The following is a 26,692-nucleotide window of genomic DNA, read 5'->3' on the forward strand; positions in this document are numbered from 1 at the left end:
CCTGCGCCTACCCATCGCATCGCGTAAAGACATCAAGCGGCGCAATCGTCATGCAATGCGCAGGGTGTGGTGATCGTTTAGGGATTTGACGGCGGTTTCGCGGAATTGTGCTCCGCATATAAGGCGGCGCGGAACTGCGCGCCCGGCAGACATCGCGGCGCGCAGCGAAACAGCCCGCTACTACCACCGCCGATCTGACGCCGCCTAGAGTTGCGCACGTTGATGTGGATGGGCGGCTCTTGACGATGCGCGCGACCGTGCTGGGATTGTGCACCGCGACGGTGCTGGTGATGGGCGCGAACGCGCAAATGCCCCTGCCCGCAGCAAAACCGCCGGATGGCGCAACACTCTTCAAGCAGCAATGCGCCGTGTGTCACACGCTGAGCCTGTCGGAGCCGATGCGGCAAGGACCGCCGCTGGTCAAGGTCGTGGGCCGCCCGGCCGGCAAGGCCGAAGGATTCAAATATTCGGAGGCGCTGTCGAAAGCCGGCTTCACCTGGGATGAAGGCCGGCTCGACGCCTGGCTGATCAATCCTCAAGCCGTCATTCCCGGTGCGGTCATGGCCTATCGGCAGGCCAGGCCCGAGACGCGCGCCGCCATCATCGCCTACCTGAGGGAGCAGAACTGAATGGCGAAGCCCGTTCATTCCATGATCCGCGTGCTCGACGAGGCTCGCGCGCTCGACTTCTACAAGCGCGCCTTCGGCCTGGAGGTCGCCGACCATCTCAAGTTTTCTGACTTCGCCCTGATCTATCTGCGTCACCCCTCCTCACCTTTCGAGGTCGAGTTGACCGTGAATTTCGATCGCAAGGAGCCGTACCAGCTCGGTGACGGCTACGGCCATCTCGCCGTCGTGGTCGAAGATCTCGACGCCGAGCATGCCCGCTTCGAGCGAGAGAAGCTCGCACCCGGGCCCTTACGCGACTTCAAGCACGACGGCAGGACGCTGGCGCGGTTCTTCTTCGTCAGCGATCCCGATGGTTACAAGATCGAGGTGATCCAGCGAGGCGGGCGCTTCGGCTGACTACAACAATCCAAATCATAAAAATTGAAAACAAAAATCCACGGAGGAATGCCATGAGAGAAGTCGATCGTCGAAGCAAGCACAGCCGCCGCGTCTTTCTCAAGGGCGCGGCCACCGCCGTTCCGGTCGTCGCCGTCGCGACCAGCGTCACTGTGAGCATTGAAGACGCCTGGGCCGACGATGCAAGCGCACTCTCGCCCGCGACCATGAAGACACTGCTGAAGGTCGCGCGCGACATCTATCCGCACGACGTGCTCGGCGACAGCTACTACATCACCGCCATCAAGCCGTGGGACGGCAAGGCGGCGAAGGATCCCGCCGTCAAATCGCTGATCAGCGACGGCATCACCCGGCTCGATCAGAACGCGAAGGATCGCCACAAGGTCGCCTACGCCGAAGTACCCTGGGAATCCGACCGCGTGGTCCTGCTCAAGGAAATTGAACAGAGCGACTTCTTCCAGAAGGTGCGCGGCGACCTCATCGTGTCTCTCTACAACCAGAAAGAGGTCTGGCCGCGGTTCGGCTATGAGGGCTCCTCCGCCGAGCATGGCGGCTACATCAACCGCGGCTTCGCCGATATCGACTGGCTGCCGAAGGCTTAAGCCACACAACGGTTCGGGAGAACGCATATGGCAAAATTCGATCTGAACGATTCCAGCGTTGTGGTGATCGTCGGCTCCGGTGCGGGCGGCGGCACGCTGGGCAACGAGCTCGCGCAGAAGGGCATCAAGGTGGTCATCCTCGAAGCGGGTCCCCGCATCGAGAACCACGACTTCGTCAACGATGAGTGGGAGAGTTTTTCCCAGCTCGCCTGGACCGATGCCCGCACCACCTCGGGCACGTGGCGCGTCGCCAGGGATTTTTCGGGACTGCCGGCCTGGATCGTCAAGGCGGTCGGCGGCTCGACCACGCATTGGGCCGGCGCCTCGCTGCGCTTCGACGAGCACGAGTTCAAGGTGAAGTCTACCTACGGCAACATTCCCGGCGCCAACCTGCTGGACTGGCCGGTGACGCTCGCCGAGATGGAGCCGTGGTACGCCAAGGCCGAGGACAAGATGGGCGTGACCCGCACCAACGGCATCCCCGGACTTCCCGGCAACAATAACTTCAAGGTGCTGGAAGCCGGCGCCAAGAAGCTCGGCTACAAGACCGTGCACACCGGCAACATGGCCATCAACAGCCAGCCGCGCGACGGTCGCGGCTCCTGCCAGCAGATCGGCTTCTGTTTCCAGGGCTGCAAGTCGGGCGCGAAATGGTCGACGCTCTACACCGAGATTCCCAAGGGCGAGGCCACCGGCAATCTCGAAGTGCGGCCGAGCAGCATGGCGATCAAGATCGAGCATGACGCCGGCGGCAAGGTCACCGGCGTCGTCTATGCCGACGAGCGAGGTGCAATGCAGCGCCAGAAGGCCCGCATCGTCGCGGTCGCCGGCAACTCGATCGAGAGCCCAAGGCTGCTGCTCAACAGCGCCTCGAGCATGTTCCCGGACGGGCTCGGCAATTCATCGGGCCAGGTCGGCCGCAACTACATGCGGCACATGACCGGCAGCGTGTACGCCGTGTTCGAGAAGTCCGTGCACATGTATCGCGGCACCACCATGGCCGGCATCGTCCGGGACGAAGCCGCCAACAATCCGAAGCGCGGCTTCGTCGGCGGCTACGAGATGGAGACGCTGTCGATCGGACTGCCGTTCATGGCGGCATTCCTCAATCCCGGCGCCTGGGGACGCTCGTTCACGTCGGCGCTCGACGGCTATCCCCGGATGGCCGGCATGTGGCTGGTCGGCGAGGACATGCCGCAGGAGACCAACCGTATCACGCTCGACCCTAGCGTGAAGGACAAGCACGGCCAGCCGGTCGCGAGCGTGCATTTCGACGATCATCCCAACGATATCGCGATGCGCGCCCATGCCTACAAGCAGGGTGCGGCGGTCTACGACGCCGTCGGCGCCACCGTGAGCTATCCAACCCCGCCCTATCCGAGCACGCATAATCTCGGCACCAACCGCATGAGCGAGAAGCCCAGGGACGGCGTGGTCAACAAGTTCGGCCAGAGTCACGACGTCAAGAACCTGTTCGTCTCCGACGGCAGCCAGTTCACCAGCGGCGCTGCCTGCAACCCGACGCTGACCATCGTCTCGCTTGCGATACGCCAGGCGGATTACATCGCGGGAGCGATGCAGAAGAAGGAGATTTGAGGTCAGACAGGTTGACTCTCTCTCCTCCGTCATTGCGAGCGAAGCGAAGCAATCCAGAATCCCTCCGCGGAAAAACTCTGGATTGCTTCGTCGCAATAGCTCCTCGCAATGACGGCGGAGGGAGCGTTGTAGCGGAGACGATCTCGTAGCCCGGATGGAGCGCAGCGCAATCCGGGGCCGCTGTCACTTGCGGCACGAATCCCGGATTGCGCTGCGCTCCATCCGGGCTACGCACTTTTGCCGGAACAACTACTCGGCCGCATCCAGAATCGGCGCCACCGTGGCCTTGAACTCCGGCACCGTCACCATGCTCTTCGAGCGATAGATCAAACACGAACACCGCAGCAGCGAGGCAAAATTGTTGACCTCGCCGTGGTGGTCGAGCACCTCGTTGTAGAGCGTGGTCAGGAATTTTCCGACGCTCATGTTCTCCTTGGCCGCGATCTCCTCCAGCGTGTCCCAGAACGACATTTCCAGCCGGATCGAGGTGCAATGGCCGTCGATCCTTAAAGAACGGGTCTGGGATTCGTAGTCGCGTTGGGGCTGATGCGCGAAGAGATGGCACATGGCGTCCTCCCGTCCTGTTGCCGTTTTTTCACGATGCTACACTGCGGCCCGGCGCCCCACAATCAGGACCGTCGCCGGATGTTGCCCGATCCCGGCTGCGCGATTTTCTCGAACGCTCAATGTCTTCAATGTGATAGGTAGCCCTCTTCCCCAGGCGGCCACTCCGCTGTTGCCCAACACATGCTTTTGACGCAACACGGCCTAGAATAGCGCCGTCAGCGAATCCAGATCAGAGCCTCATGCCCGTCCGCCAGCTTCCAGAACAGGTCGTCAACCGCATCGCCGCCGGCGAGGTGGTCGAGCGGCCCGCGAGCGTGGTCAAGGAGCTGGTCGAGAACGCGATCGATGCCGGCGCCAGCCGGATCGACGTCTTCACCGACGGCGGCGGACGGCGCCGGATCGGCATCACCGATGACGGCAGCGGGATGACCGCGAAGGACCTCGCGCTCGCGGTCGAACGCCACGCCACCTCCAAGCTGGACGACGAGGATCTGCTGCAGATCCGCACCCTCGGGTTCCGCGGCGAGGCGCTGCCCTCGATCGGCTCGGTGGCGCGCCTGTCGATCACCACGCGTCATGCCAGCGAGCCGCATGCCTGGGCGCTCAGCGTCGAGGGCGGCGACAAGTCCGAGATCATGCCGGCGGCGCTGGCGCATGGCACCCGTGTCGAGGTCAATGACCTCTTCTACGCGACACCGGCGCGGCTGAAGTTCCTGAAGACCGACCGCACAGAGGCGGAAGCCATCCGCGAGGTGGTGCGGCGGCTCGCCATGGCGCGGCCCGACGTCGCTTTCACGCTCGCGGGCGAGGAGCGCGCGCCGGTGACCTGGGCCGCCGCCCTGCCCGGCGCGGCCGGACGCCTGACGCGGCTCGGCGATATCCTCGGCGCTGAATTCCGCAGCCACGCCATCGAGGTCCATGCCGAGCGCGAAAATGTGGTCGTCGCCGGCTATGCCGCGGCACCGGCCCTGACCAAGGCCAACGCGCTCGGCCAATATCTCTTCGTCAATGGCCGCCCAGTGCGCGACAAGCTGATCCTGGGTGCGGTGCGCGCGGCCTATTCCGACTATCTGCTGCGCGACCGCCATCCGGTGCTGGCGCTGTTCGTCACGCTCGATCCGCGCGAGGTCGATGCCAACGTGCATCCCGCCAAGACCGAGGTGCGCTTCCGCAACGCCGGCCTCGTGCGCGCGCTGATCGTGCACGGCTTGAAGGAGGCGCTGGCGCGCGAGGGCCGCCGCACCGCAGCCAACAGCGGCGAGAGCGCGCTGTCCGCGTTCCGCCCGGCTTTCACGCCGCAGCGCCCGGCAAGCTGGGACTGGCGCGCTTCGCCATCGGCCCCGGTCGCACCGATGCCGTCGTTCGAAGGCTCGGCGGCGCCTGTGTTTGCCGAGCGCGCGCAGGCCGCGTTCGATGTCGGCGCGCCCAGCGCGGACGTGCGGATGGAGACGCAGCCCGCGGGCGATCTGGTCGATCGCCCGCTTGGCGCTGCGCGCACGCAGATCCACGAGACCTATATCGTCTCGCAGACCCGCGACGGCCTGATCATCGTCGACCAGCATGCCGCGCATGAGCGCATCGTCTATGAGCGGCTGAAGGCCTCGCTCGCCGAGAACGGTGTGCAGCGGCAGATCCTGCTGATCCCCGAGATCGTCGAGATGGACGAGGCGACCGTCGAGCGCCTGCTCGAGCGCAGCGACGAGCTGGCCTCGTTCGGCCTCGTCATCGAATCCTTCGGCCCCGGCGCCGTCGCGGTGCGCGAGACACCCTCGCTGCTCGGCAAAACCAACGCCGGCGGCCTCTTGCGCGATCTCTCCGAGCACATGGCCGAATGGGACGAGGCGCTGCCGCTCGAACGCCGCCTGATGCACGTCGCCGCCACCATGGCCTGCCACGGCTCGGTCCGCGCCGGCCGCCGCTTACGGCCCGAGGAGATGAACGCCCTGCTCCGCGAGATGGAGGACACGCCGAACTCCGGCCAGTGCAATCACGGCCGGCCGACCTATGTCGAGCTGAAGCTGAGCGACGTGGAGAAGCTTTTCGGGCGAAGGTGACAGGTGCGGCTGTGTAGGATGGGTAGAGCGAAGCGAAACCCATCAATTCTGTTAGTTGCGGCGAGACGATGGGTTTCGCTTCGCTCTACCCATCCTACGGCAGCTCAGCTACGCCCTACGCAAGAACACGAACTCCGTGTCGTCATAGGCCCGCCGCTCAAGCTCCTCGAAACCTTCCGGCGTCGCGAACTGCGCGGCCTTGGCCTCTTCCACCACGAGCAGCGCGCCCGGCGTCAGCCAGCCACCATCACGCAAGCTCGCAAGCGCCTTCTCCGCGAAACCCTTGCCATAGGGCGGATCGAGGAACACCAGGGAGAACGGTTCGACGGGATGGGCGGGACCGAGATCGGTGGCATCGCGGCGATAGACCTTCGTCACACCACCCAGGCCGAGCGCCTCGACGTTGTTGCGCAGCAGCGCGCGCGCTTCCGCGCCGTTGTCCACGAACAGCGTGAACTTCGCGCCGCGCGAGGAGGCCTCGATGCCGAGCGCGCCGGTGCCGGCGAAGAGATCGAGCACGCGCGCGTCCGGAATCGGATCGTCATAGGCGTGCACGAGGATGTTGAACACGGACTCGCGCAAGCGGTCCGCCGTCGGGCGGATGTCGCGCGAGGACGGTGAGGCGAGATTGCGCCCCTTCAAACGACCGCCGACGACGCGCAAGCTAATCCTCCCGCGGCGTCAGATCGCGCTTGCCGTGATAGCCGCGCTTGGGGCGGCGCGGCGGGCCGTAGCCGTTGGCCTCGTCCTCGTTGCGCTCGCGGGCTTCCTCGCTGCCGGTGCGCTGCACCAACACGCGGCGGCCCTTGCGATCGTTGATCACGCCGCGCTTGCTGGCGGGCTTCTTCTCGCTCGGCGCGTCGTCGATGCGATGGGCTTTCGAGGGCACATCGAACTGCGCGCCCGCCTTCTCGATCACCTTGTCGCCGAGCTGCTCGCGCAGCACCCGCGACTTGATCTCCTCGACCTGGCCTTCGGGGACTTCGCCGAGCTGGAACGGGCCATAGGAGACCCGGATCAGCCGGTTCACCTCGAGACCGAGATGGGCGCAGACATTGCGCACCTCGCGGTTCTTGCCTTCGCGGATCGCGAACACCAGCCAGACATTGGCGCCCTGGTCACGCTCCAGCGTCGCGTCGATCGGGCCGTATTTGACGCCCTCGACCTCGATGCCGTTTTTGAGCGCGTCGAGCTGTGCCTGGGTGACGTCGCCATGCGCGCGGACGCGGTAGCGGCGCAGCCAGCCGGTATCCGGCAGCTCGAGCGTGCGCGCGAGCCCGCCGTCATTGGTGAGCAGCAACAGGCCCTCGGTGTTGAAGTCGAGCCGGCCGACGCTGATCAGCCGCGGCAGGCCTTCGGGCAGATTGTCGAACACGGTCGGACGACCCTCGGGGTCGTCATGCGTCGTCATCAGCCCGCGCGGCTTGTGATAGAGGAACAGGCGCGTGCGCTCGCGCTCGGGCAACGGCTTGCCGTCGACCAGGACTACGTCGTTCTTGGTGATGTCGAGCGCCGGCGAGTTGATGACGCGGCCGTTGACGGTGACGCGGCCCTCCGTGACCATCGCCTCGGCATCGCGGCGCGAGGCAAGCCCGGCGCGCGCCAGCGCTTTCGCGATGCGCTCTCCGGCCTTCTTCGGCTTCGGCGCCTCTTCGCGGCGCGGCCGTCCCTCGAAATCGCGATCACGCTGGCGATAGGCGCCACGGCCGCCGAAGGCCGGGCGCTTCTCGAAGATCCTGCTCTCGTCTTCGTTCTCGCGGCGCGGACGATCACCGAACCCACCTTCGTTGCGCGGATGCTCGTGCCAGTCGGAGCGATCGCGTGGTCGGCTGAATTTGGGGCGATCACCGCCGCGTTCACCATCACCGTCACGACGCGGCCGGTCGAACTTCGGACGATCCTCGCGCGGGCGATCGAACTTGGGCCGATCACGGAACGGACGATCGCCGGACGGGCGATCGTCGCGCGAACGTGAGAAGCGCGGACGGTCTTCGCCGCCGCCTTCGCGCTTCTGCCAGGGCTTGTCGGCGCCGCGGTCGCGGCCGCCAAAATCTTTGCGCGGCCCGCGATCCGGCGCGCCACGGGAGAACTTCCGCTCGCCGTCGAATTTGCGTTCCGGGCGATCGCCGCGCGGTGCGCGATCACCGCGATCGAAATTCGGGCGGTCGCCACGCGGCTTGAAGCTGCGCTCGCCACGATCCCCCCGGTCGCGTTCGCGATCCGGGCCGCCCCGCGAAAACTTCCGCTCGCCGTCGAACTTGCGCTCGGGGCGATCGCCACGCGGCGCGTAGGGCTTCTTGTCGCCGAACTTCCGCTCACCGCCGGAGCGGCTGGCCGGCCGCGAGTCGTCGCGGTCCCTGCGCGGCGGACGGTCGTCGCGGCCATAGGACGGGCGATCGCCGCGCGGCTTGAACGGGCGCTTCTCGCCATCGCGGGAGGAGCGGTCGGAGAACGGACGGTCGCCACGCGGCTTGAAGCTGCGCTCGCCGCGGCCTTCACCGCCACGGTCGTCGCGCTTGAACTTCGGACGGTCGCTGAAATCGCGGCGCGGGGCATCGCCGTCCGCGCGAGGGCGGAACGGACGATCGCCGCGGTCGGCGCGAGGCGGACGGCTGTCGCGGTCACCACGGGGCGGCCGGGCATCGCTCTTGCCCTCGAAGCCGCGCTTGGCGAACTTCTTCTCGGGGCCGCGCGCCTTGCCGGACCGGCCCTTGGGCGGTCCTTTGGGAGGGCCTCGCCGGCCGCGGGAATCGTTGTCTTTGTCGCTGTCGCGAGGCATGAATGATCTCACTCAGGGGATGGCCGGAAAGCATGACGCGCGCTCGTCTCGAGCCGCATGCTCAGGCAAATTCGGTAAGCACTTCTGCTGAAGGCGCAGCTACTAGCAGGTTTCTTCGGATGATACGAGGCTTGAAAGCCCCCTCTTTCATGGATTTGGCGCTCAAAACGGCCGAAAACGCCGGAAAAGCGGGCGAAGTCCCGATCGGATGCGTCATCGTCCGGGATTACGAGGTCATCGCCACCGCCGGCAACCGGACGCTGACCGATTACGACCCCACGGGGCATGCCGAAATCATTGCGCTGCGCGAGGCGGCGAAAAGGATCGGCAGCGAGCGCCTGGTCGACTGCGACCTCTACGTGACGCTGGAGCCCTGCACCATGTGTGCGGGCGCGATCTCCTTTGCAAGGGTCAGGCGGCTCTATTACGGCGCGGCCGACCCGAAGGGCGGCGCGGTCGAGTCCGGCGTGCGGTTCTTTGCCTCGCCGACCTGCCACCACGCGCCGGATGTCTATTCCGGCGTCGGCGAGAGCGAGGCGGCGCGGCTGCTGAAGGAGTTTTTTCGGGAGCGGAGGTGATCGCTCCAAACTTCGCTGTCATGCCCCGCGAAGGCGGGGCATCCAGTACGCCGCAGCCTCTCGATCAATCATGGCCGTCACGGAGTACTGGATCGTCCGCCTTCGCGGACGATGACAGCTGAGTGTTGGGGGTACAACGTGGCTCAGCCCGCGAAGAACTCCCGCAGCGCCGTCGCGGTCGCTTCCGGATTCTCCTCGGTGAGGAAGTGGCCGGACTCCACCGGCATGCCCTGCACGTTGGTCGCCCATTGCTTCCACGTGTCGAGCGGCGTCGCCGCGGCTTGCGCGATGCCGGCGTTGCCCCACAGCGCCAGCATCGGCACGGTGATCTTCTTGCCGGCTTCGAAATCGGCCTTGTCGAGGTCGTAGTCGAAATAGGCGCCGGCGCGGTAATCCTCGCACATCGCATGGATGCGGGCGGGATCGCGGAACGGGGCGAGGTAGTGTTCGAGCGCGCGCGGATCGATGGCATCCAGCGTGCGCGACCTGGTCTGGCTCGCCATCTTGAAGCGCAGGAAGAACTCGCCCTGGCTCGCGATCAGCGTCTCCGGCAGCGGATAGGGCTGCGCCAGGAAGGTCCAGTGATAGATCTTCAGCGCATAGGCGCGGTTCATCCGCTCCCAGTAATTATAGGTCGGCAGGATATCGAGCACCGCGAGCTTCGACAGCCGGCCCGGGTGATCGAGCGCCAGCCGATACGAGACCCGGCCACCGCGATCGTGACCGGCCAGCGCGAAGTGCACGTGGCCGAGCCGCTCCATCACCTCGACCATGGCCTTAGCCATCGCGCGCTTGCTGTAGGGGATGTGCAGCGCATCGCTCTCGGGCATGTCGGACCAGCCATAGCCCGGCAGGTCGGCGATGATCAGCGTGAAGTCCTTCGCAAGCTCGGGCGCCACGCGATGCCACATCACGTTGGTCTCGGAGAAACCGTGCAGGAGCAGCAGCGGCGGCCCGCTGCCGCCGACGCGGGCGAAGATCCGGCCGAACGAGGTATCGATCCATTCGGAGCCAAAGCCCGGATAGAGGTCGGCGAGATCGGACATCTTGCTGCATCCTTGTGGGGTCAGCCGGGGTGGGCCCCCGACACCCAAAAGTGCGAAAACAACCCCATGCACAGTACCGGTATCATCATCGGGGCGACTAACCCCAACGACCGATTGCACATTCTGGCGGGCGGATGTGGCGATCCAGTGACGCGACGCGCGCCGAGCGAGCTCTCTGGACGAGTTCTCGCTAGCTCTTGGCTAGCTCTTGGCTAGCCCTTGGCCTTCTCCGCCTCGACCGCCTGCCAGCCGATGTCGCGGCGGCAGAAACCTTCCGGCCAGCGAATGCGGTCGACGGCCTGGTAGGCGCGGCTTTGGGCTTCCGTCACGGTGGCCCCGAGCGCGCAGACATTGAGCACGCGGCCGCCATTGGCGAGGATCGCACCGTCCTTCGCAACCGTGCCGGCGTGGAAGATCTCGACGGTGTCCACCTTGGCAGCGTCATCGAGCCCCTCGATGCGCGTGCCCTTCTGATAGTCGCCGGGATAGCCCTTGGCCGCCATCACCACGGTGATCGCGGCCTCCTTGTGCCAGCGCAGATCGAAATTCTTCAGCTGCCCGTCGCAGGAGGCGAGCAGCGCCGGCACGATGTCGCTCATCATGCGCAGCATCAGCACCTGGCATTCAGGGTCGCCGAAGCGGACGTTGAACTCGAACAGCTTTGGGCCCTGCGTCGTCAGCATGATCCCGGCATAGAGAATGCCGCGGAACGGCGTGCCGCGCTGCTTCATGCCCGCGACCGTCGGCAAAATGATCTTCGCCATGATCGCGTCGTGGATTGCAGGCGTCACCAGCGGCGTCGGCGAATAGGCGCCCATGCCGCCGGTGTTGGGGCCGACGTCGTGGTCGAACACGCGCTTGTGGTCCTGCGCGGAGGCCAGCGCAATAGCGGTCTCGCCGTCGCACAGCGCGAAGAAGCTGATCTCGCGGCCGGGCAGAAACTCCTCGATCACGACCTCCGCGCCGGCCTCGCCAAAGCCGCCCTCGAACATCATGGCGATGGCATCCTCCGCCTCGCGCACGGTCTTGGCGACCACGACGCCCTTGCCGGCGGCAAGGCCGTCGGCCTTCACGACGATCGGCGCGCCCTGGCTCTGAACGTAATCGCGCGCATCCCTGGCGTTGGTGCAGCGCTTATAGGCGCCGGTGGGAATGCCGAACTCGGTGCAGAGCGCCTTGGTGAACCCCTTGGAGCTTTCGAGCTGGGCGGGAATCTTGTTCGGCCCGAACGCCTTGATGCCGGCGGCGGTGAGATCATCGACGATGCCGGCGGCGAGTGGCGTCTCCGGCCCGACCACCACCAGCTCGACCTTGTTGGCCTTGCAGAAGGCGATCACCGCCGCATGGTCGGCGACATCGAGCGCCACGCATTCCGCCTCCTTGGCGATGCCGGCATTGCCGGGCGCGCACCAGAATTTGGTCACCAGGGGAGAGGCCGCGATCTTCCACGCCAGGGCATGTTCGCGGCCGCCGGAACCAAGGAGGAGGATGTGCATAAGAGGCTCGAAATGAGGGGTTTTGCTGGGGCCGGAGGTCGCATGAATCGGGGTGGGGCTCAAGGGGGGCCGTGACAAACTCACTGTCATTCCAAAGGTGCGGCCAGCGCGCGCCGGGAATCAATTGGTTACAACGTCGGCGGATAGATGGATTCGAGGCTCCCCGCTGCTCGGCGCCCCGGAACGATAACAGCAAGTGATTTCGTTCATCCGAACTACGAGGACTGCTCAGGTATGGGCAATGGCACGGTCCAACACGACAGCCAGCCCCGCTAACCTGCTGTGGTATCGCTTAGGGCTCGCAGGGCGGCTGTCCTTTGCATTTAGAAACTCGTCGGGAAGAGGCGCGTACCGGATGCTGTAGACCTGTTGGAGATGTCTACGGTAAGCGAGCTTCGCCGCGTCGCTGTTGTGGACCACACAATTTCGTATTGCCGCCAAGGCATCAATGTACGGCACATCCGCCTGGGGCACTTTACGGAAGGGGTTGTTGGTTTTGCCAAGCCATCGATCTGCCTTCCCAAATAGATCAGCCATCGACCTAAAATCGAAGAACTTGCTCCCCCCTCGAACAACGAAGGAGGCCAGACCGAAAGAAACTTGCGAGACACCGGCGATACCTTCCTCGGCAATGAAGTGGCTTGCGTCGTGGTTCAGTGCCGCGACGGCGCGCGCTTCGGCATACCGCTCCCATACACCATGTAGCTCAACGGCGGTCATGGCGGACATCCACCGCAACATCATATAGTCTACCTTCAACGCTTTAGCCGTTTCTAAGCGCTCCAGCGCCCAGTTGATGTCATGCTGTGACGAAGCCTTGAGCTTTCTGAGGTCGATTTTTCGTGCCATCTGCGGACCTTCGGTTGGTCGAAATCACATTGGGAATGAAGCTATGGCTTCTGCCGGACCTCTTTCAAACACCGGACCCCATTTTGCCCACCGGCGCCTTCTCGGCTTCCCTGAGAGGGCTCGAAGGGTACGAGTGCCACCAAACCTACGGCTGCATTGTTGTCCTCCGATGGAAGGCCTAGGACCGGCCGCTAGTGCATCTGCCCAACGATCTTCAACCAAGAAATGACAACGTCGATCGCCTTGTGAATTTGATCGTTGTAGGTAGCGGCGACAACCGCGCCAACGGCAGGAATGCCGGCCTTGATGGAAGTGTCGATCGCTAGGTCAATCTTCTTGCCGCCCCACTTGATCGAGGCGAGCGCGGCTTTGCCAAGCGCCGCGCCGGCGTTCTTGATGAACGCAATGGACGGGTTCGGTTTGCTGAACTCCGCGTGCAATGCCGCTACAGGCCCGCGCAATCCTTCGACAATCTCCGTGTCGTCGAGCGCTTCCGGCGGGTTGTTGTGGCCCATGCCGATCGGCTTCGGCCGGTCCAGCATGTCGAGCAGCTCTTTGAGAACGTTCCGGGCTCGTTCACGCGTTTCGAGGTCTTGCTGTGATCCGTACAGCTGGTTTGGCTGATCGCTGAAGTCTTCGAAGGATGGCCGCGGGTCTTCCGGCGAGTCGTAATCGTCCTGGTAGTCGTCGTGTGTCGGTGCCCAATCCGTGATGCCGTCGGATTCTACCTCTTCAGCTACCTCCTCGATCAGTTTCTCGGATACAAAGCTGCCGAACATGTCCGAAAGCTGTTCTCGCGCGTCATATGGTCCGCCATGGTTCCAGAGATAGCCGCCCTCAGCCGAAACGTAGGACGTACGCTCGGCCGGATCCTCGTAATGTTGTTTGAACCACTCGACCATAAGCTCGCGCTTCTCGGCCTTCTTCATTCGCCGAAATTGCGTGCGGGACACGCCGAACTGCGAACCGTCTTCGAGGAAAGGTGGCTTCTCAACCATTGAACCAAACGAAAATGACCGACGGTCTAAAGTAAGTTGAGCCGGACGAAAGCACAACTCCATACCGTTCCCCAGCCGGACCCCGATACAATAGCCGGGTTCTATAGAACTGCTATTTCGAGTTTTTCGAAGTGTTCATAGAACGAACCGTTCTGGCGCTATCCGTGCTTCGTCATCACGTGCAATCGTATGACAGCTGAGAGAGCCGGAAGAGGAAAGCGATGGGTTTCGCAAGGGCTCAACCCATCCTACGAATTGTCATTCCGGGGCGCGCGCAGCGCGAGCCCGGAATCCATTGGGCTGCAGCGTCCGCAGTGGGATGGATTCCGGGTTCGCGCCCAAGTGGGCGCGCCCCGGAATGACGGTGGAGGCTAAACCTGCTTCCCCGCAATAATCTCCTGCAACGTCGCCACATGCCGCGCGAAGGCGCCACGGCCCGCGGCGGTCGCCGTCACCGTCGTCTGCGGCTTCTTCCCCACGAACGCCTTCTCCACCGAGACGTAGCCCGCCTTCGCCAACGTCTCGATATGTGCCCCGAGATTGCCGTCGGTGGCGCCGGTCAACTTCTTCAGGCGCGCGAACTCCAGACCGGCCGACACCGGCAGCGCGTTCAGCGCTGCCATGATCTTGAGCCGCAGCGGCTGGTGGATGATGTCGTCGAGCTCTGCCATCCCGCTAGATCCGCCGCATCCACCAGCCGCCGAGGATCAGGCCGCCTCCGTTGACGAAGGCCATCCAGAGCGGGAAGGCCTCGCCGATCCAGAAGAAGCCTACAAGCGTCAGCGCGGCGATGCCGAGGCCGATCGCGACGAAGGCATGGCCGAACCACAGGCCCGCCATGGTGTAGAACAGCATGAAATAGAGCGGCCAGAACGTGCCGAGCTGGCGCGGGCCGAAATGGCCGATCACGTTGGTGCAGAGATAGCCGAAGGCAAAGAACAGCGCGAGCACCAGCAGCATCCGGATGCCGGCTGCGCTGCCACCCGGGTGTTGCGGCGGATTGAGGATGCGGAGCACGACGAGACCGCCGACGCCGACGATATCCGTGGCGACCCAGGCATAGGCCGCATAGGCCGGCCACAGCCAGGTGACGAGATTGGCGGCGAACACCAGCACGCCCCACCACAGCGCAGCCAGGCTCGCAAGCTCGTAGAGCTGCGATTGCTTCACGCGCTGGACGATGTCGTCGATATCGGCCAGCGCGGCGGACGCCTCCTTGCTGTCGATCATGTCGTGCCTTTCTGTCCCGGGGCTAACTGGTATGGCGCGCGGTGACGCCGGAGCAAGCGCCTCGTCCTTCGAGACGGCGCTTACGCGCCTCCTCAGGATGAGGCTCGGAGATAGCGGTTGCCTCAGGATCAGGCTTCGTGGCAGCGCCGCTTCCTGCGATGGCCGCGCGCGCCACAGGGCGTATCATGACTGGCCTGACCCGCGCGTTGCCACGTCGTCGGCGATGACCGAGATCGCCTTCGGATTGGTGACGATGCCCATGTGATTGATGCCGTCGATGACCTTGACGTCAACCTGCGGCTTCACCGCCTGCACGGCTTCCGCATATTTGTCCGAGATCATCATCTCGTCCTCTGCGCCGCCGAAGATCGTGACCGGGCGCGTCGTCGCCGGAAGATCGACGCGATAGCCGCGCGTCGCGAAATTGCGCATCAGGCGATCGGAATAGGTGGCGACGAGGTACTTCGCCGAGGTTGCCGGCACCGCCAGCGCCAGCACCGGAAGCTGCGAGCAGCAATCGATGCCGAGCCTGCGCAGCGCCATCAGGCCGAAGAAGCGCGGCGTATCCATGCTGGCCCAGCCGCCGGCCTTCGGCCGGTTGGTCGGCGCGTCATAGCCGAGATAGGGCGCAAGGAGCACGGTGCGCACGAACATGTCCTGCATGATCGGCGTCGCGGCGACGCGCAGCGAGAAGCCGGCGCCGGCGGAATGGCCGATCAAGGTGAGCGGCAGGTCCGGCGCGCTCTTGCGCAAGTGAGCGACGAAATCGACGAGGTCGTCCTCGAGCTGGCCGACATAGCCGATGTCGCCGCGCGTGCCGGAGCCGCCATGGCCGCGGATGTCGAGCGCCCAGGTCTCGACGCCGCGCGAGGCGATCGCATGGGTCAGCGCGTGGTTGACGGTGCCGCTGGAGCCGGAGGAGCCGTGGATGAAGATGGCGCCGCCGCCGGTCGCGGCGCCGCTTGCCGCATAATGGCGATAGCCGATCCAGGTGCCGTCGCGGGCCTGGAAGCGCTCGAGCTGGGGCAGCGTGGACCAGTCGATCCCCTTGCTGGAGTCGGAGACCGACTTCATCTCGGGCGGCCGTTCCAGCGGCGTTGCGATCATGGCGGTCAGGATCAGCGCCACGCCGCCGACCGCACACAGGGCCCATTTCACGCCAGTCAAAACGCCGCGCAGCAACCGGATCGCCATGGCAGGACTCCTCAACGCATCAATCAATAGAGAACTCTATATTACAGAGTACTCTTGGGATCAAGGGCCGGATTGGCACTGGCATGCGAAAATCCTTAACGTCGGGCCTGACCCCAAAATGCCGAATCGTTAGATGCCCCCCGCGGAACAACTGAACAACGCCTTCGAATTCACCGTCTCCGAGCTCTCGCAGTCCCTGAAGCGGACGGTGGAGGACACCTATGGCCATGTCCGGGTCCGCGGCGAGATCTCGGGCTTTCGCGGCGCGCATTCCTCCGGCCATTGCTATTTCGCGCTCAAGGACGAGAGCGCCAAGATCGAGGCGGTGATCTGGAAGGGCGTGCACGGCCGCATGCGCTTCAAGCCCCAGGAAGGGCTCGAGGTCATCGCCACCGGCAAGCTCACGACCTATCCGGGCTCCTCGAAATACCAGATCGTGATCGAGGCGCTGGAGCCGGCCGGCATCGGCGCCCTGATGGCGCTGATGGAGGAGCGCAAGAAGAAGCTCGCGGCCGAAGGCCTGTTCGACGAGGCGCGCAAGCAGCTGCTGCCCTGGCTCCCGGAGGTAATCGGCGTCGTGACCTCGCCGACCGGCGCCGTGATCCGCGACATCCTGCATCGGCTGGAGGATCGCTTCCCCCGCCACGTGCTGGTGTGGCCGGTGAAGGTGCAGGGCGAAGGCTCGGCCGAGCAGGTGGCCGCCGCGATCCGCGGCTTCAACGCGCTGCCTGAAGGTGGCAAAATTCCGCGCCCCGACGTGCTGATCGTCGCGCGCGGCGGCGGCTCGTTGGAGGACCTCTGGTCGTTCAACGAGGAGATCGTGGTGCGCGCAGCGGCCGAGAGCATGATCCCACTGATCTCGGCGGTCGGGCACGAGACCGACATCACGCTGATCGATTTCGTTTCGGACAAGCGCGCGCCGACGCCGACGGCCGCGGCCGAGATGGCCGTGCCGGTGCGCAGCGAATTGTTCGTCGAGGTCGCCGATCTCGGCCGCCGCACCCATGCCTATTGGATGCGTGCCCATGAAAGCCGCCGCAACGAATTGCGCGCCGCCGCGCGTGCGCTGCCGTCGGCCGGCGATCTGCTCGCTATTCCGAGGCAACGGCTAGATTCGGCGGGCGCGTCCCTGCCCCGCGGCCTCAAGGCCAACACGCATGCGCATTTCCGCAGGTTCACCGCGGCAAGCTCGAAGCTGACGCTGCGCGTGCTGCACGGCCAGATCTCGCAGGCCGACCATCGCTTGACAGTGTGCGGCGAGCGGCTTGGCCTGTCCACGCGCTCGCTGCTGCGGCAGCGGCGCGACCGCTTCGCCGGGCTCGAGGTTCGCCTGCGCGCCTCGAAGCTCTCCAATGCACAGGCGCAGCGCAACGCGATTGCCCGGCAGCGCGAGCGCACGCATCGTCTCGCCGAGCGCGCCAATCGCGCGCTGGTCACGCTGATGCAGCGGCTCGAGGCCCGGGTCGAGAACAGCGGCAAGCTGCTGTCGGCCTTGTCCTATCGCAGCGTGCTCGCGCGCGGTTTTGCGCTGGTGCGCGATGAGGCGGGGCATCCCCTGCATGCGGCAGATGCGATCGGGCCCGGCGCACGGCTCGAGATCGAGTTCGCGGATGGACGCGTTGCGGCAACCGCGGATGCGGATCGGCCGGCGCCGACGACAAAGCGCGCGCCCTCACGGCCAAAGCCGGAGGCGGAGACAAAGCCCGCGCCGAAGCGCGTGGCCAAGCCGGTGGATCAGGGCAATTTGTTCTGAGGCCGAAAGCGGCGCGCCGCATCACCGGTGTCATTCCCCGCGAAGGCGGGGAATCCAGTACGCCGAGGCTTCGCGGTGAATCAGAGACGTCTCGGAGTACTGGATCGTCCGCCTTCGCGGACGATGACAGCGCGCATGTGGAAGCCTGTGTGGCCACGAGTTCGTCATTGCGAGGAGCGAAGCGACGAAGCAATCCAGAATCCCTCCGCGGAAAGAGTCTGGATTGCTTCGCTGCGCTCGCAATGACGGCTGTGGAAGCAGTGTGTAGCCCGCATGAGCAAAGCGATATGCGGGACCAGTCGTCCCGGATATCGCTTTGCTCATCCGGGCTACGGCACCGTCATGCCCTACCGGCAGGACAAGCCCGCGTCGATCGTGGTCCAGAAGCCGCAATGCTCGGGCGCGCGCTGGGGAGCGCCGGCGTGGGCCTCGTACAGGAAGATCGCGACGGTGAAGACGGCGAGTGTGAAGAGAAGCGTGATGCGGTTGCGCATGAGGCTTGCGTTTAATCGACATCATGGTCGAACTAAGGCGCCGTCACGCGCTGAAACCGGTTTGACGCGCGATCCGTAGATTCACGGTCGGCCATACTCCGTGCAGGGCGGTGGTCGATGCGGGGCTGTCCGTCTCACGTTGTTCCCCGGGCGGCCCCGCTTTGCGTCAATGCGTAGCCCGGACGCGTAGCCCGCATGAGCGTAGCGACATGCGGGACGTTCGCCCCGGATATCGCTTCGCTCATCCGGGCTACGAAATTACCGCGCAACCATCACCGCGCCAGCCACTGCGCGACCTCTTTCTGCGATTCCGCGCGAGCCTGCGCATCCGTGCCGAGATGGCCGCGCTCGGGCGCAGCGGCATCGCCAGTGCCGGCCGCTGCGTGCAACGGCGTGTTGGCGCGATCGAAATCATGGGGGGCGCCGGGATAGACCACGATGCGCGCGAGCGCGCTGCGGCCGTGCGCGCCCTCGACCATCTGGCGACAGGCCGGCGGCGACGAGACGTCGTCATCGCCGCCGATCAGCACCAGGGTCGGTACCCGCGTGCTCCAGCCGAGCCCGGCGGAAATCCGGCAGTCCGGATAGAACGCGATCGCGGCGCGGAAGTCGGGCCCGGGATCGCGCGCGCCGCTTTGCGGACGCACGGCCCAGAGCAGCGCGCTTGCGCCATTGGCCCAGCCGATCAGGCTGACACGGTCGCGCGCCACCCAGCTCTGCTTCATCAGCCAGGTCCGCGTTGCCGCGATGTCGGCGACGCGCTCGCGCCGCGCCTTGACGTGCATCTCCCTGACGCGGCATTGCGGCCCGAGCTCGCGCGAGCCGTAGCTGTCGGGCCACAGCACCGCGTTGCCGGCCTTGAGCAGGCGCTCGGCCCAGTCGCGGTACCGCGGCAGCACGGAGTCGGAATGGCCGCTGAGCCCGTCGCAGCCATGCAGCGCGATCACGGTCGGAAACGGCCCCGCGCCTTCGGGCTTGTAGAGCTGCGCATGGAGAACGCCCGACGCCAGCGGAATCTCGATCGGCTGCGGCGCCGGCGCGGCACGCGCGGCGGACATCAGCAGCATCAGGAACAAGGCGGTCAATCGAAGGCGCATCGGGGTCTGCCGTATCAGGTGCCGGGCCACGCGCGGCGCACCGGGACGATCCTTCGGCCGAGCATTATCACGCGGGAACGGCGGCAAAACATCACAAACCGGTGGGTTTAACGGGCGGACAAGCCGCCCTATCTATGCTAGATCCCGTCCGACACATCGTGCCCTCCGGCTTCTTGCCTGGACGCGGCCTTCCGCGGAGACTTTCGACCGTGCTGAACAAGTTCGGCCCCTCGGGCCATGGCGAAGCGCAGGTGCAATATCTCGACGGCGATTTCCGCGTGATCTCGCCGGGGACCTATGTGCGCTGCGCGATCACCGACACGCGGATTCCGCTGGACGAGCTGAAGTACTGGAGCGTGGATCTGCAGGAAGCCTACGCCACGCCCGCCGCCGTGCTGCAGCGGCATTTTCCCGGCGCGCCGAAGCCGCAGGAGTGATCCCTCGGCTTTCGTGGATCTCGTAGGGTGGGCAAAGCGAAGCGTGCCCACGTCGATTGCCTCGATTGCGAAGAGTCCGTGGGCACGGCGCTTTGCGCCTTTGCCCACTCTACGAGAGCGAGCTTGTGGCATCGCCCTTCTATCGCTGCTCGGCCGCATCGCCGCCCACGCAGGTCTTGATAAAACTCTTCCTGGCTTCGCCGACGATCTTCTGATCGATCGCCTGCTTCAGGCAGTCGAGCCGCGCCTGCGCCAGGCAGAGCTGCAGCTGATCGCGCTTGTCCTGCCCCTTCAGGCTCGCCGTCGTGGCGAGGCACGTCACGCGCTTGGCCGCGGGAACCGGCACCGTGGCGGTCGGGCTTGCAGCCGGCGCGGGCGCCTGCGCCAACACCGGCGCAACGAACAGACACACGAGGCTGGCGGCAAGGGCTGCGGACGGCAATCTCATCGAACTCTCCTGATCCCCACGAGATCGATAGGAGCTTTGCGATGAATGCCGCCTGAATGATGAACTATCGCAGTGCTACGAAGATTGCGAGATCACCGCCTGGAGAACCTACGCTCGCGCGCCTTGTAGAGCTGCTCGCTGATCAAGCGCTCGAGCTTCTCCGGCTCGTCGAATTCGAGCTGGACCGCGAACGCAACGATGCCGTCGGGCACGCCCTCCATGCCGCGCAGGCGCGCAAGGTCCTTTTCCGTCGTCACCAGCGTGAGCTGCTCGCGCTGCGCCTCCGCCGCGAGAGCCGCGATGTCCTCGCGCGAGAACATGTGGTGGTCGGCAAAGGGCCGCGTGCGCGCGACGTCGATGCCGTTCGCGCGCAGGGTGCGGAAGAAGCGGTCGGGATCGCCAATGCCGGCGAAGGCGAGCACCCGCTTTCCCAGGAGCTGCGCGAGCGAGGCCGCATCCGCCTTCAGCCGCGCGCGCAACTCGGGCTTGTTGCGCTTGGCGAGCTCGGCGGCGACGTCGTTGGCGGCGCGGCCCTCGCCGATCAGCACCAGCGCGTCGGTGCGCGCAAGCTGCGCTTTCAGCGGCGCGCGCAAGGGGCCGGCGGGAAACACCTCGCCATTGCCGAGGCCGCGCTCGCTGTCGATCACGATCAGGGACGCGTCCTTGAGCAAACGCGGATTCTGGAAACCGTCGTCCATCAGGATCACGGTCGCGCCCTGCGACTTCGCCAGCGCGACGCCGTCGAGCCGGTCGCGCGCGACCGCAACGGGGACGTCGCGCGCCATCATCAGCGGCTCGTCGCCGACATCGGCTGCGCTATGCCGTTCGCGGTCGACCATGACCGGGCCCTTCAGCCGTCCGCCATAGCCGCGGCTGAGCACCACCACCGTCTCGCCGAGCCCACGCAGCAGCCTGGTCAGCGCCAGCACGGTCGGGGTCTTGCCGGCGCCGCCGACATGATAATTGCCGACGCAGATCACGGGGATGCCGGCATCCGCGCCCTGGCGCAGCATGCGCCGTTCGGTGATCGCGCCGTAGACGGCTCCGAGCGGCCATAACGCGTAGGACGGGAGGGAACGTGGCCGGTACCAGAAGGCCGGCTCACGCATTGGCCGCCCCCATCTCGATCCGCAACTGCAACAGATAAGGCTCGAGCGCCGTCATGGTGCGCTCCAGCGCGCCGCCGAGCTGCTCGACCACACCGGTGCCGGCGTGCTGCATCTTCTCGCGCAGGACCGGATCGGCCAAGAGCTGGCCGAGGTGCTTGACCAGCGCCTCCTGCGTGTCGGCCTGCCGCGCGCCGCCGCTCGCGTCGAGCGCCTCGAACACGTCGGCGAAGTTGAAGACGTGCGGGCCATGGACGACCGCGGCCCCCAGCTTGATCGCCTCGATCGGGTTCTGCCCGCCATGGCGGATCAGCGATCCCCCCATGAACACGATCGGCGAGAGGCGGTAGAACAGGCCGAGCTCGCCCATGGTGTCGGCGACATAGACGTCGGTGGTCGCGCTCGGCAGCTCCTCGCGCGAGCGCAAGGCGGGCGTCAGGCCGGAAGCCGTGATCATGCCAGCGATCGAGGAGCCGCGATCCGGATGCCGCGGCACGATCACGGTGAGCAGTTGCGGAAAGAAGCCGACGAGGCTGCGATGCGCCGCGACCAGCATTTCGTCCTCGCCCGGATGGGTCGAGGCCGCGACGATGATCGGCCGCCCGCGCGTCATCGCCATCAGCCGCTCGAGCTTGGCGGGATCGGCCGGCGGCGCCGCCACGTCGAGCTTGAGATTGCCTGTGGTGACGACGTCGCGGCCGCCGAGCGCGGCGAAGCGTTCGGCATCAATCTTCGACTGCGCGAGACAGATGTCGAACCGCGACAGCAGCGCCGAGATGGTGCCGTGCATGCGCCGCCAGCGCGGGAAGGAGCGCGGCGACATCCGCCCGTTGATCAGCACCATGGGCACGCGGCGCGCAGCACCGGCCAGGATCAGATTGGGCCACAGGTCGGATTCGATGAACAGCGCCAGCGACGGCTTCCAATGGTCGAGGAAGCGCGCGACATAGCGCGGCGAATCATACGGCACGTATTGATGGATCACGTCGGGCGGAAAGCGCTTGGCGACCACGGCGGCCGACGTGACGGTGCCGGAGGTGAGCAGGATGCGCAGATTGAGATCGCGCAACCGCTCGATCAGCGCAGCCGCGGCCAGCACTTCGCCGACGCTGGCCCCGTGGATCCAGACCAGAGGCCCGTGCGGCCGCACGTCGCGCGACAGTCCGCGCCGCTCGCCGACGCGCGCGGGATCCTCCTTGCCCTGCTTCAGCCGCCGCTTGATCAGCGCAGGCGCAAGCGGCACCAGGCCGGAAGCCAGGCGCCGATACATCCGCAGCGTCATGGGCAGCGAAATCGGCAGCGACTTAGCCATCTTGGGGCCCCGGACGGCCGAGTTGCGCATAGGCGCGGCGGGTCGCCTCGTTCAACGTCTCTTCCAGCTCCAGCCGCAGCACTTCCATTGCGGCGGCGTCGGCATCCGGCGGGACGTGGATTTCCTTGATGCCGACCAGGACGCCCCGCCCGAACGGCAGGTTGATGGTGGTGCGGTCCCAGTTCTTCAGCCGGATGAAGCGGCTGGTCGCCATCGCGAAAGGCATGATCGGCCGCCCCGATTCCCGTGCCAGCATGATGATGCCGAGCCCGGCCACGCGCGCGCGCTTGGGGACATCGGCGGTCAGCGCGACATTACAACCGTCCTCGAGGGTCCGCACCATTTCCTTGAAGGCGCCGACCCCGCCCTTGCGATGAAAGGCGCTGCCATGATCGCCGGAACCGCGGATCAGGCCGATGCCGAGCCGCTCCACCGCGATGGCGTTGAACTCGCCGTCGCGGTGACGGGAGATCAGGACCTTGGCGCGGTAGGAGTCCTTGTTCTTGATGAAGGGGGTGAGGAAATGCTGGCCGTGCCAGAAGGCGAAGATCGCGGGGATCTGCGGCTCGACGATGTCGTAGACGTCGGGCGGATCGAACGTGAATTTGTTGGTCCGCCAGACCAGACGCAGATATTCGGCCGCCAGAAACCCGACGGCACGCTGAAACCAGCTGCTTCGCAGCGTATTGCGAAGCAGTTTTTTCAACGCGCCGGTTCTTGATTGGGGTCGAGCAGCCGATGGAGATGGACGATGAAATAGCGCATCTGCGCGTTGTCGACCGTCGACTGCGCCTTGGCCCGCCAGGCGGCGTGGGCGGTCGCATAGTTCGGGTAGAGGCCGACGATCTCGACGTCGTCGAGATTCTTGAAGACGTTGTGCTCGAGATCGACGAGCTCTCCGCCGACGACGAGGTGAAGCAGTTGTTGCGGGGCACTATCTGGCATGAGTTCTGTTCCTAACGGGCTGCCCGGCAAAGCAGTGTTCTAGCGGCACGACGACAAGCGCCTTAGGCCAAAGGGCGGTTTCGAAAATGCGCGACAATGCCCGCATGACGATCGCGCCCCGCTGCCACCAGCACCCCGTGCGCCACTTCCCGGCGGTTATAGAGGATGGGTTCTCCGGAGAGGTCGCTCATCCTACCATCCGCTTCCTGCACGATCAAATCGGCGGCCGCAAGGTCCCAATCATGGCTGTTGCCCCCCGCAAAAGCCGCATCCAGCGCGCCATGGGCGACCCGGCACAGGCGCAGCGCGAGCGAACCGATTCGCGGATGCAGTGTGATGTCGCCGGGCGACGGCTTCAGGCGCTCGACCAGGGGCTTTGGGCCGGCGACACGGGCGAAGTCCAGCTCGGCTCCGGGCGTCGCCCGCACCGGGGCGTCGTTGAGCGTGGTGCCCTGTCCGCGCGCAGCGAAAAAGAACTCGTCGCTGACAGGCGCGAACACCGCAGCCAGCACGGGCGCGGCATCCTCGACCAGCGCGACGCTGACGCACCAATCGTCATGGCCATTGAGGTAATTGCGTGTGCCGTCGATGGGATCAACGATCCAGGTCAGGCGCCGCGACAGCCGGACAGCGTCGTCCGCACTCTCCTCCGAGAGCCAGCCATAATCCGGCGTCGCACCGCGCAAGCGCGCTTCGAGCAGATCGTTGACGGCGATGTCGGCTTCCGACACCGGCGAGGAGGCGCCCTTGGTCCACTTCTTCAGCTCGGTGCGGAACATCGACCGCGCCAGCGCGCCCGCGTCCCGCACCGTGTCTCGCAGCAGCGCCGCGTCGCGCGTCAGGATGGTGTCGTTCCCGTCAACGTCCGCCAAGCGTCAAACCCTCGATGCGCACCGTCGGCGCATTGACGCCGTAGCGGAATTCGAGATTGTTCGCGGGCTGCATCGACTTGAAGATCTCGAACAGATGCCCCGCGATCGTCACCTCGCTGACGGGATAGGTCATCTCGCCGTTCTCGATCCAGAAGCCGGAGGCGCCGCGGCTGTAATCGCCGGTGACGCCGTTGACGCCGGAGCCGATCAGGTCGGTGACGTAAAAGCCCTGCTTGATGTCGGAGATCAGCTCAGTGGGGCTCGGCGTGCCCGGCTCGAGATGCAGATTATAGGGTCCCGGCGAGGGCGAGGACGACACGCCGCGATGGGCGTGGCCGGTGGTGACGAGGCCGAGCTCGCGCGCGGTGGCGCAATCGAGCAACCAGGTCGTCAGCACGCCCTCGTCGACCAGCGCGGTCTTCTTCACCGCGACGCCCTCAGCGTCGAAGGTCTGCGAGCGCAGGCCGCGCTTGCGCAAAGGATCGTCGATGATGCGGATGTTCTTGGCGAACAGCTGCTGGCCGAGCTTGTCCTTCAGGAAGCTGGTCTTGCGCGCGATCGAGGCGCCGTTGATGGCCCCGACGAGATGGCCGACCAGCGAGCCCGCGACGCGCGGATCGAACACGACGGGCACCTTGCAGGTCTCGACCTTGCGCGGATTGTAGCGCGCCACGGTGCGCTCGCCGGCGGAACGGCCGACGATCTCAGGCGACAGCAGATCGGCGGCATGCGGCGCCGAGGTGAAGTCGTAGTCGCGCTCCATGCCGGTGCCCTCGCCCGCGATGGCGGTGGCCGAGATGCCCTGGCTGGAACGCAGATAGGAACCATGGAAGCCGGTCGAGGTGACGAGCACCATGCCGCCCATGCCTGCGGAGGCCGAGGCGCCACCGGACTTGGTGACACCCTTCACGGCGAGCGCGGCAGCTTCAGCCGCGAGCGCACGGCGCTCGAGCTCGCTCGTCGCGGGCACATCGGGATCGAGCAGATCGAGGTCGGGGAAGTCGCGCGCGAGCAATGCGGGATCGGCAAGGCCGACATATTTGTCGTCGGGCGCAACCTTCGCCATCGCGACCGCGCGCTCGGCGAGCTTGGTCACGGCATCGCCGCTGACGTCGTTGGTCGAGACCACCGCCTGGCGCTGGCCGACCAGTACGCGCAGGCCGACATCGTCGCCCTCGGACCGCTCGGCTTCCTCGACGCGTCCGTCGCGCACCTCGACGCCCTGCGACACGCCGCGCACCGCGACCGCATCGGCCGCGTCGGCGCCGGCGCGCCGGGCCGCCTCCACCAGCCGCTGCGCCAGATCCGACAGCGCGGACTGGTCGAATAGGTCGCGATTGGCGCCCGAGGATTTTGAGGTCGAAGACGTCGAGCTTGGTGAAGAGTTCACGAACGAAATCCTGTTGGGGCGGAGTGCGGGACTGGAACCCACAGATGTGCCCTGATTGCGCGGACTTCAAGCATTTTCAGCCTGCCAAAAGCTCAGATTCGCACCATCGGCGCAACGTCTCGTCAATCATGCGTGCCAAGCTCTTGTCAATCATGAGTGGCAGTGACGGTGGGTTAACCAGCCTTTTTAAGCGGTTTCGGAAAGGGCCGCGCTAAGGTCCTCGCATCGACCGGGAACATAATCCTGGCGGGGAGAACTAAAGCCGTGAGGCGTCAAACAGCAACATGCGGGGTCAACCCCGCCGGGTCGAGCCGCTCTCCGCGGCTCGACCCACTTTCCCTTCCGGTCCGCTTCGATGCGCACGATCCGCGCGCCGACGGCTACACCAGACAGATCGAGCTTCATCGCGAACGCGTCGTGCTGCGCCGTGCCGTACGCGGCATGCAGATGGCGATCAACGTCCGCGTCTCCGACTTCACAGGCGTCGCGCTGCGCGGCAATGACGAAGCACAGGCCCTCGTGCTCGTGCATCGCGATCCCTCGCTCTCCGTGACGCTGCTCGTCGGCGTCGACGGCGAAGAACTCACCGAAGCCTGGGCGATTTGGAGCGAGCTGTTCGCGCTTCCGCAGCTCGACGAAGGCGCGCGCAAGCCCGCCCCCCGTCGCCGCCGCGCCAATGCGATCCGCGCCCGCCGCCCGAAATTCCTGATGCGCCGCCGTGTCGCCATGGCGCGCGAGGTGATGGTTCACCACGGCGAACGCGAGATCATCGCGAGGAATTAAGCGGCAATCACAAATGCCGTAGGGCGGGTTAGCCGTAGGCG

The 26,692-nt window shown here is 65.7% G+C and carries 28 protein-coding genes; 9 read left to right on the plus strand and 19 right to left on the minus strand.

Annotated features, from left to right (window positions below):
- Positions 1 to 245 precede the first annotated feature (245 nt).
- From QRQ56_RS36155 to QRQ56_RS36170, 4 genes are read left to right on the plus strand one after another with little or no spacing between them, the layout of a single operon-like run.
- Positions 246 to 629 (plus strand): c-type cytochrome, encoded by a 384-nt coding sequence (locus QRQ56_RS36155; protein WP_438746488.1) that lies wholly within the window; start codon positions 246 to 248, stop codon positions 627 to 629.
- Positions 630 to 1,025 (plus strand): VOC family protein, encoded by a 396-nt coding sequence (locus QRQ56_RS36160; RefSeq protein WP_438746375.1) that lies wholly within the window; start codon positions 630 to 632, stop codon positions 1,023 to 1,025. It begins immediately after the preceding gene.
- A gap of 53 nt (positions 1,026 to 1,078) precedes the next feature.
- Positions 1,079 to 1,627: a gluconate 2-dehydrogenase subunit 3 family protein gene (locus tag QRQ56_RS36165; RefSeq protein WP_438746377.1), complete on the plus strand. Its 549-nt coding sequence runs from the start codon at positions 1,079 to 1,081 to the stop codon at positions 1,625 to 1,627.
- 27 nt (positions 1,628 to 1,654) lie between these two features.
- The gene (locus tag QRQ56_RS36170; RefSeq protein ID WP_438746379.1) at positions 1,655 to 3,223 is read left to right on the plus strand and encodes a GMC family oxidoreductase; all 1,569 of its coding nucleotides are present in this window, start codon (positions 1,655 to 1,657) and stop codon (positions 3,221 to 3,223) included.
- A gap of 249 nt (positions 3,224 to 3,472) precedes the next feature.
- Here QRQ56_RS36170 and QRQ56_RS36175 read toward each other — a convergent pair whose 3' ends face one another.
- A complete protein-coding gene (locus QRQ56_RS36175) occupies positions 3,473 to 3,790 on the minus strand; it encodes a ribbon-helix-helix domain-containing protein (protein WP_438746381.1) in 318 nt (105 codons plus the stop codon).
- A 239-nt stretch (positions 3,791 to 4,029) separates the two neighbouring features.
- Here QRQ56_RS36175 and mutL point away from each other — a divergent pair, with 239 nt between their 5' ends.
- The gene (gene mutL, locus QRQ56_RS36180; protein WP_438746383.1) at positions 4,030 to 5,844 is read left to right on the plus strand and encodes a DNA mismatch repair endonuclease MutL; all 1,815 of its coding nucleotides are present in this window, start codon (positions 4,030 to 4,032) and stop codon (positions 5,842 to 5,844) included.
- 108 nt (positions 5,845 to 5,952) lie between these two features.
- On the opposite strand, the gene rsmD is transcribed toward mutL, so the two are convergent.
- A complete protein-coding gene (gene rsmD, locus QRQ56_RS36185; RefSeq protein ID WP_438746385.1) occupies positions 5,953 to 6,507 on the minus strand; it encodes a 16S rRNA (guanine(966)-N(2))-methyltransferase RsmD in 555 nt (184 codons plus the stop codon).
- 1 nt (position 6,508) lies between these two features.
- The gene (locus tag QRQ56_RS36190) at positions 6,509 to 8,623 is read right to left on the minus strand and encodes a pseudouridine synthase (protein ID WP_438746387.1); all 2,115 of its coding nucleotides are present in this window, start codon (positions 8,621 to 8,623) and stop codon (positions 6,509 to 6,511) included.
- Positions 8,624 to 8,742: 119 nt separating this feature from the next.
- Here QRQ56_RS36190 and QRQ56_RS36195 point away from each other — a divergent pair, with 119 nt between their 5' ends.
- The gene (locus tag QRQ56_RS36195; protein ID WP_438746489.1) at positions 8,743 to 9,201 is read left to right on the plus strand and encodes a nucleoside deaminase; all 459 of its coding nucleotides are present in this window, start codon (positions 8,743 to 8,745) and stop codon (positions 9,199 to 9,201) included.
- Between the two features lie 143 nt (positions 9,202 to 9,344).
- On the opposite strand, the gene QRQ56_RS36200 is transcribed toward QRQ56_RS36195, so the two are convergent.
- The 7 genes from QRQ56_RS36200 to QRQ56_RS36230 form a co-directional block, all read right to left on the minus strand.
- A complete protein-coding gene (locus QRQ56_RS36200) occupies positions 9,345 to 10,247 on the minus strand; it encodes an alpha/beta fold hydrolase (protein ID WP_438746389.1) in 903 nt (300 codons plus the stop codon).
- Positions 10,248 to 10,459: 212 nt separating this feature from the next.
- Positions 10,460 to 11,743: a phosphoribosylamine--glycine ligase gene (gene purD / locus QRQ56_RS36205; protein WP_438746391.1), complete on the minus strand. Its 1,284-nt coding sequence runs from the start codon at positions 11,741 to 11,743 to the stop codon at positions 10,460 to 10,462.
- A 228-nt stretch (positions 11,744 to 11,971) separates the two neighbouring features.
- Complete coding sequence (locus QRQ56_RS36210) at positions 11,972 to 12,592, minus strand: hypothetical protein (RefSeq protein WP_438746393.1); 621 nt, start codon at positions 12,590 to 12,592, stop codon at positions 11,972 to 11,974.
- Positions 12,593 to 12,783: 191 nt separating this feature from the next.
- Positions 12,784 to 13,590 (minus strand): hypothetical protein, encoded by an 807-nt coding sequence (locus QRQ56_RS36215; protein ID WP_438746395.1) that lies wholly within the window; start codon positions 13,588 to 13,590, stop codon positions 12,784 to 12,786.
- Between the two features lie 371 nt (positions 13,591 to 13,961).
- Positions 13,962 to 14,261: a winged helix-turn-helix domain-containing protein gene (locus QRQ56_RS36220; RefSeq protein WP_126259030.1), complete on the minus strand. Its 300-nt coding sequence runs from the start codon at positions 14,259 to 14,261 to the stop codon at positions 13,962 to 13,964.
- A 4-nt stretch (positions 14,262 to 14,265) separates the two neighbouring features.
- Entirely contained in the window at positions 14,266 to 14,820 is a 555-nt protein-coding gene (locus QRQ56_RS36225) for a hypothetical protein (protein ID WP_438746396.1), read from the minus strand.
- 183 nt (positions 14,821 to 15,003) lie between these two features.
- Positions 15,004 to 16,014: an alpha/beta hydrolase gene (locus tag QRQ56_RS36230; RefSeq protein WP_438746397.1), complete on the minus strand. Its 1,011-nt coding sequence runs from the start codon at positions 16,012 to 16,014 to the stop codon at positions 15,004 to 15,006.
- Between the two features lie 133 nt (positions 16,015 to 16,147).
- Here QRQ56_RS36230 and xseA point away from each other — a divergent pair, with 133 nt between their 5' ends.
- On the plus strand, positions 16,148 to 17,767 hold the full coding sequence (gene xseA, locus QRQ56_RS36235) for an exodeoxyribonuclease VII large subunit (protein ID WP_438746399.1): 1,620 nt from the start codon (positions 16,148 to 16,150) through the stop codon (positions 17,765 to 17,767).
- Positions 17,768 to 18,114: 347 nt separating this feature from the next.
- Here the strand turns inward: xseA and QRQ56_RS36240 are convergent, their stop codons facing one another.
- Both QRQ56_RS36240 and QRQ56_RS36245 read right to left on the minus strand, forming a co-directional pair.
- On the minus strand, positions 18,115 to 18,261 hold the full coding sequence (locus QRQ56_RS36240) for a hypothetical protein (RefSeq protein WP_438746400.1): 147 nt from the start codon (positions 18,259 to 18,261) through the stop codon (positions 18,115 to 18,117).
- A gap of 272 nt (positions 18,262 to 18,533) precedes the next feature.
- Positions 18,534 to 19,358 (minus strand): dienelactone hydrolase family protein, encoded by an 825-nt coding sequence (locus tag QRQ56_RS36245; protein ID WP_438746401.1) that lies wholly within the window; start codon positions 19,356 to 19,358, stop codon positions 18,534 to 18,536.
- A 209-nt stretch (positions 19,359 to 19,567) separates the two neighbouring features.
- On the opposite strand from QRQ56_RS36245, the gene QRQ56_RS36250 reads away from it, so the two are divergent.
- Complete coding sequence (locus QRQ56_RS36250) at positions 19,568 to 19,795, plus strand: DUF2093 domain-containing protein (RefSeq protein WP_438746403.1); 228 nt, start codon at positions 19,568 to 19,570, stop codon at positions 19,793 to 19,795.
- Between the two features lie 139 nt (positions 19,796 to 19,934).
- Here QRQ56_RS36250 and QRQ56_RS36255 read toward each other — a convergent pair whose 3' ends face one another.
- The 7 genes from QRQ56_RS36255 to QRQ56_RS36285 form a co-directional block, all read right to left on the minus strand.
- Entirely contained in the window at positions 19,935 to 20,243 is a 309-nt protein-coding gene (locus QRQ56_RS36255; RefSeq protein ID WP_438746404.1) for a hypothetical protein, read from the minus strand.
- Positions 20,244 to 20,335: 92 nt separating this feature from the next.
- Positions 20,336 to 21,352 carry a tetraacyldisaccharide 4'-kinase gene (lpxK, locus tag QRQ56_RS36260; RefSeq protein WP_438746406.1) on the minus strand — a complete coding sequence of 339 codons (1,017 nt, stop codon included), beginning with the start codon at positions 21,350 to 21,352 and terminating at the stop codon, positions 20,336 to 20,338.
- On the minus strand, positions 21,345 to 22,691 hold the full coding sequence (locus QRQ56_RS36265; RefSeq protein WP_438746407.1) for a 3-deoxy-D-manno-octulosonic acid transferase: 1,347 nt from the start codon (positions 22,689 to 22,691) through the stop codon (positions 21,345 to 21,347). The genes lpxK and QRQ56_RS36265 overlap by 8 nt, the downstream gene beginning before the upstream one ends.
- Positions 22,654 to 23,367: a lysophospholipid acyltransferase family protein gene (locus tag QRQ56_RS36270; RefSeq protein WP_438746408.1), complete on the minus strand. Its 714-nt coding sequence runs from the start codon at positions 23,365 to 23,367 to the stop codon at positions 22,654 to 22,656. The genes QRQ56_RS36265 and QRQ56_RS36270 overlap by 38 nt, the downstream gene beginning before the upstream one ends.
- On the minus strand, positions 23,364 to 23,606 hold the full coding sequence (locus QRQ56_RS36275) for a DUF4170 domain-containing protein (protein WP_247320159.1): 243 nt from the start codon (positions 23,604 to 23,606) through the stop codon (positions 23,364 to 23,366). Before QRQ56_RS36275 ends, QRQ56_RS36270 begins: the two co-directional genes overlap by 4 nt.
- Before the next feature lie 62 nt (positions 23,607 to 23,668).
- The gene (locus QRQ56_RS36280) at positions 23,669 to 24,478 is read right to left on the minus strand and encodes a 3'(2'),5'-bisphosphate nucleotidase CysQ (protein WP_438746411.1); all 810 of its coding nucleotides are present in this window, start codon (positions 24,476 to 24,478) and stop codon (positions 23,669 to 23,671) included.
- The gene (locus QRQ56_RS36285) at positions 24,465 to 25,868 is read right to left on the minus strand and encodes a TldD/PmbA family protein (RefSeq protein ID WP_438746413.1); all 1,404 of its coding nucleotides are present in this window, start codon (positions 25,866 to 25,868) and stop codon (positions 24,465 to 24,467) included. The genes QRQ56_RS36280 and QRQ56_RS36285 overlap by 14 nt, the downstream gene beginning before the upstream one ends.
- Before the next feature lie 264 nt (positions 25,869 to 26,132).
- Between QRQ56_RS36285 and QRQ56_RS36290 the strand changes: the two genes are divergently transcribed.
- The gene (locus QRQ56_RS36290; RefSeq protein WP_438746414.1) at positions 26,133 to 26,651 is read left to right on the plus strand and encodes a DUF6101 family protein; all 519 of its coding nucleotides are present in this window, start codon (positions 26,133 to 26,135) and stop codon (positions 26,649 to 26,651) included.
- Positions 26,652 to 26,692: the final 41 nt, after the last annotated feature.

Source organism: Bradyrhizobium sp. U531, assembly GCF_051710265.1.
Lineage (GTDB): Bacteria > Pseudomonadota > Alphaproteobacteria > Rhizobiales > Xanthobacteraceae > Bradyrhizobium.

Excerpts from the sequence above, each read along its gene's own strand:
- QRQ56_RS36155 (WP_438746488.1), top strand. The coding sequence starts at position 246 with ATGCGCGCGACCGTGCTGGGATTGTGCACCGCGACGGTGCTGGTGATG.
- QRQ56_RS36160 (WP_438746375.1), top strand. The coding sequence starts at position 630 with ATGGCGAAGCCCGTTCATTCCATGATCCGCGTGCTCGACGAGGCTCGC.
- QRQ56_RS36165 (WP_438746377.1), top strand. The coding sequence starts at position 1,079 with ATGAGAGAAGTCGATCGTCGAAGCAAGCACAGCCGCCGCGTCTTTCTC.
- QRQ56_RS36170 (WP_438746379.1), top strand. The coding sequence starts at position 1,655 with ATGGCAAAATTCGATCTGAACGATTCCAGCGTTGTGGTGATCGTCGGC.
- QRQ56_RS36175 (WP_438746381.1), bottom strand. The coding sequence starts at position 3,790 with ATGTGCCATCTCTTCGCGCATCAGCCCCAACGCGACTACGAATCCCAG.
- mutL (WP_438746383.1), top strand. The coding sequence starts at position 4,030 with ATGCCCGTCCGCCAGCTTCCAGAACAGGTCGTCAACCGCATCGCCGCC.
- QRQ56_RS36190 (WP_438746387.1), bottom strand. The coding sequence starts at position 8,623 with ATGCCTCGCGACAGCGACAAAGACAACGATTCCCGCGGCCGGCGAGGC.
- QRQ56_RS36195 (WP_438746489.1), top strand. The coding sequence starts at position 8,743 with ATGATACGAGGCTTGAAAGCCCCCTCTTTCATGGATTTGGCGCTCAAA.
- QRQ56_RS36200 (WP_438746389.1), bottom strand. The coding sequence starts at position 10,247 with ATGTCCGATCTCGCCGACCTCTATCCGGGCTTTGGCTCCGAATGGATC.
- purD (WP_438746391.1), bottom strand. The coding sequence starts at position 11,743 with ATGCACATCCTCCTCCTTGGTTCCGGCGGCCGCGAACATGCCCTGGCG.
- QRQ56_RS36210 (WP_438746393.1), bottom strand. The coding sequence starts at position 12,592 with ATGGCACGAAAAATCGACCTCAGAAAGCTCAAGGCTTCGTCACAGCAT.
- QRQ56_RS36215 (WP_438746395.1), bottom strand. The coding sequence starts at position 13,590 with ATGGTTGAGAAGCCACCTTTCCTCGAAGACGGTTCGCAGTTCGGCGTG.
- QRQ56_RS36220 (WP_126259030.1), bottom strand. The coding sequence starts at position 14,261 with ATGGCAGAGCTCGACGACATCATCCACCAGCCGCTGCGGCTCAAGATC.
- QRQ56_RS36225 (WP_438746396.1), bottom strand. The coding sequence starts at position 14,820 with ATGATCGACAGCAAGGAGGCGTCCGCCGCGCTGGCCGATATCGACGAC.
- QRQ56_RS36230 (WP_438746397.1), bottom strand. The coding sequence starts at position 16,014 with ATGGCGATCCGGTTGCTGCGCGGCGTTTTGACTGGCGTGAAATGGGCC.
- xseA (WP_438746399.1), top strand. The coding sequence starts at position 16,148 with ATGCCCCCCGCGGAACAACTGAACAACGCCTTCGAATTCACCGTCTCC.
- QRQ56_RS36240 (WP_438746400.1), bottom strand. The coding sequence starts at position 18,261 with ATGCGCAACCGCATCACGCTTCTCTTCACACTCGCCGTCTTCACCGTC.
- QRQ56_RS36245 (WP_438746401.1), bottom strand. The coding sequence starts at position 19,358 with ATGCGCCTTCGATTGACCGCCTTGTTCCTGATGCTGCTGATGTCCGCC.
- QRQ56_RS36255 (WP_438746404.1), bottom strand. The coding sequence starts at position 20,243 with ATGAGATTGCCGTCCGCAGCCCTTGCCGCCAGCCTCGTGTGTCTGTTC.
- lpxK (WP_438746406.1), bottom strand. The coding sequence starts at position 21,352 with ATGCGTGAGCCGGCCTTCTGGTACCGGCCACGTTCCCTCCCGTCCTAC.
- QRQ56_RS36265 (WP_438746407.1), bottom strand. The coding sequence starts at position 22,691 with ATGCGCAACTCGGCCGTCCGGGGCCCCAAGATGGCTAAGTCGCTGCCG.
- QRQ56_RS36275 (WP_247320159.1), bottom strand. The coding sequence starts at position 23,606 with ATGCCAGATAGTGCCCCGCAACAACTGCTTCACCTCGTCGTCGGCGGA.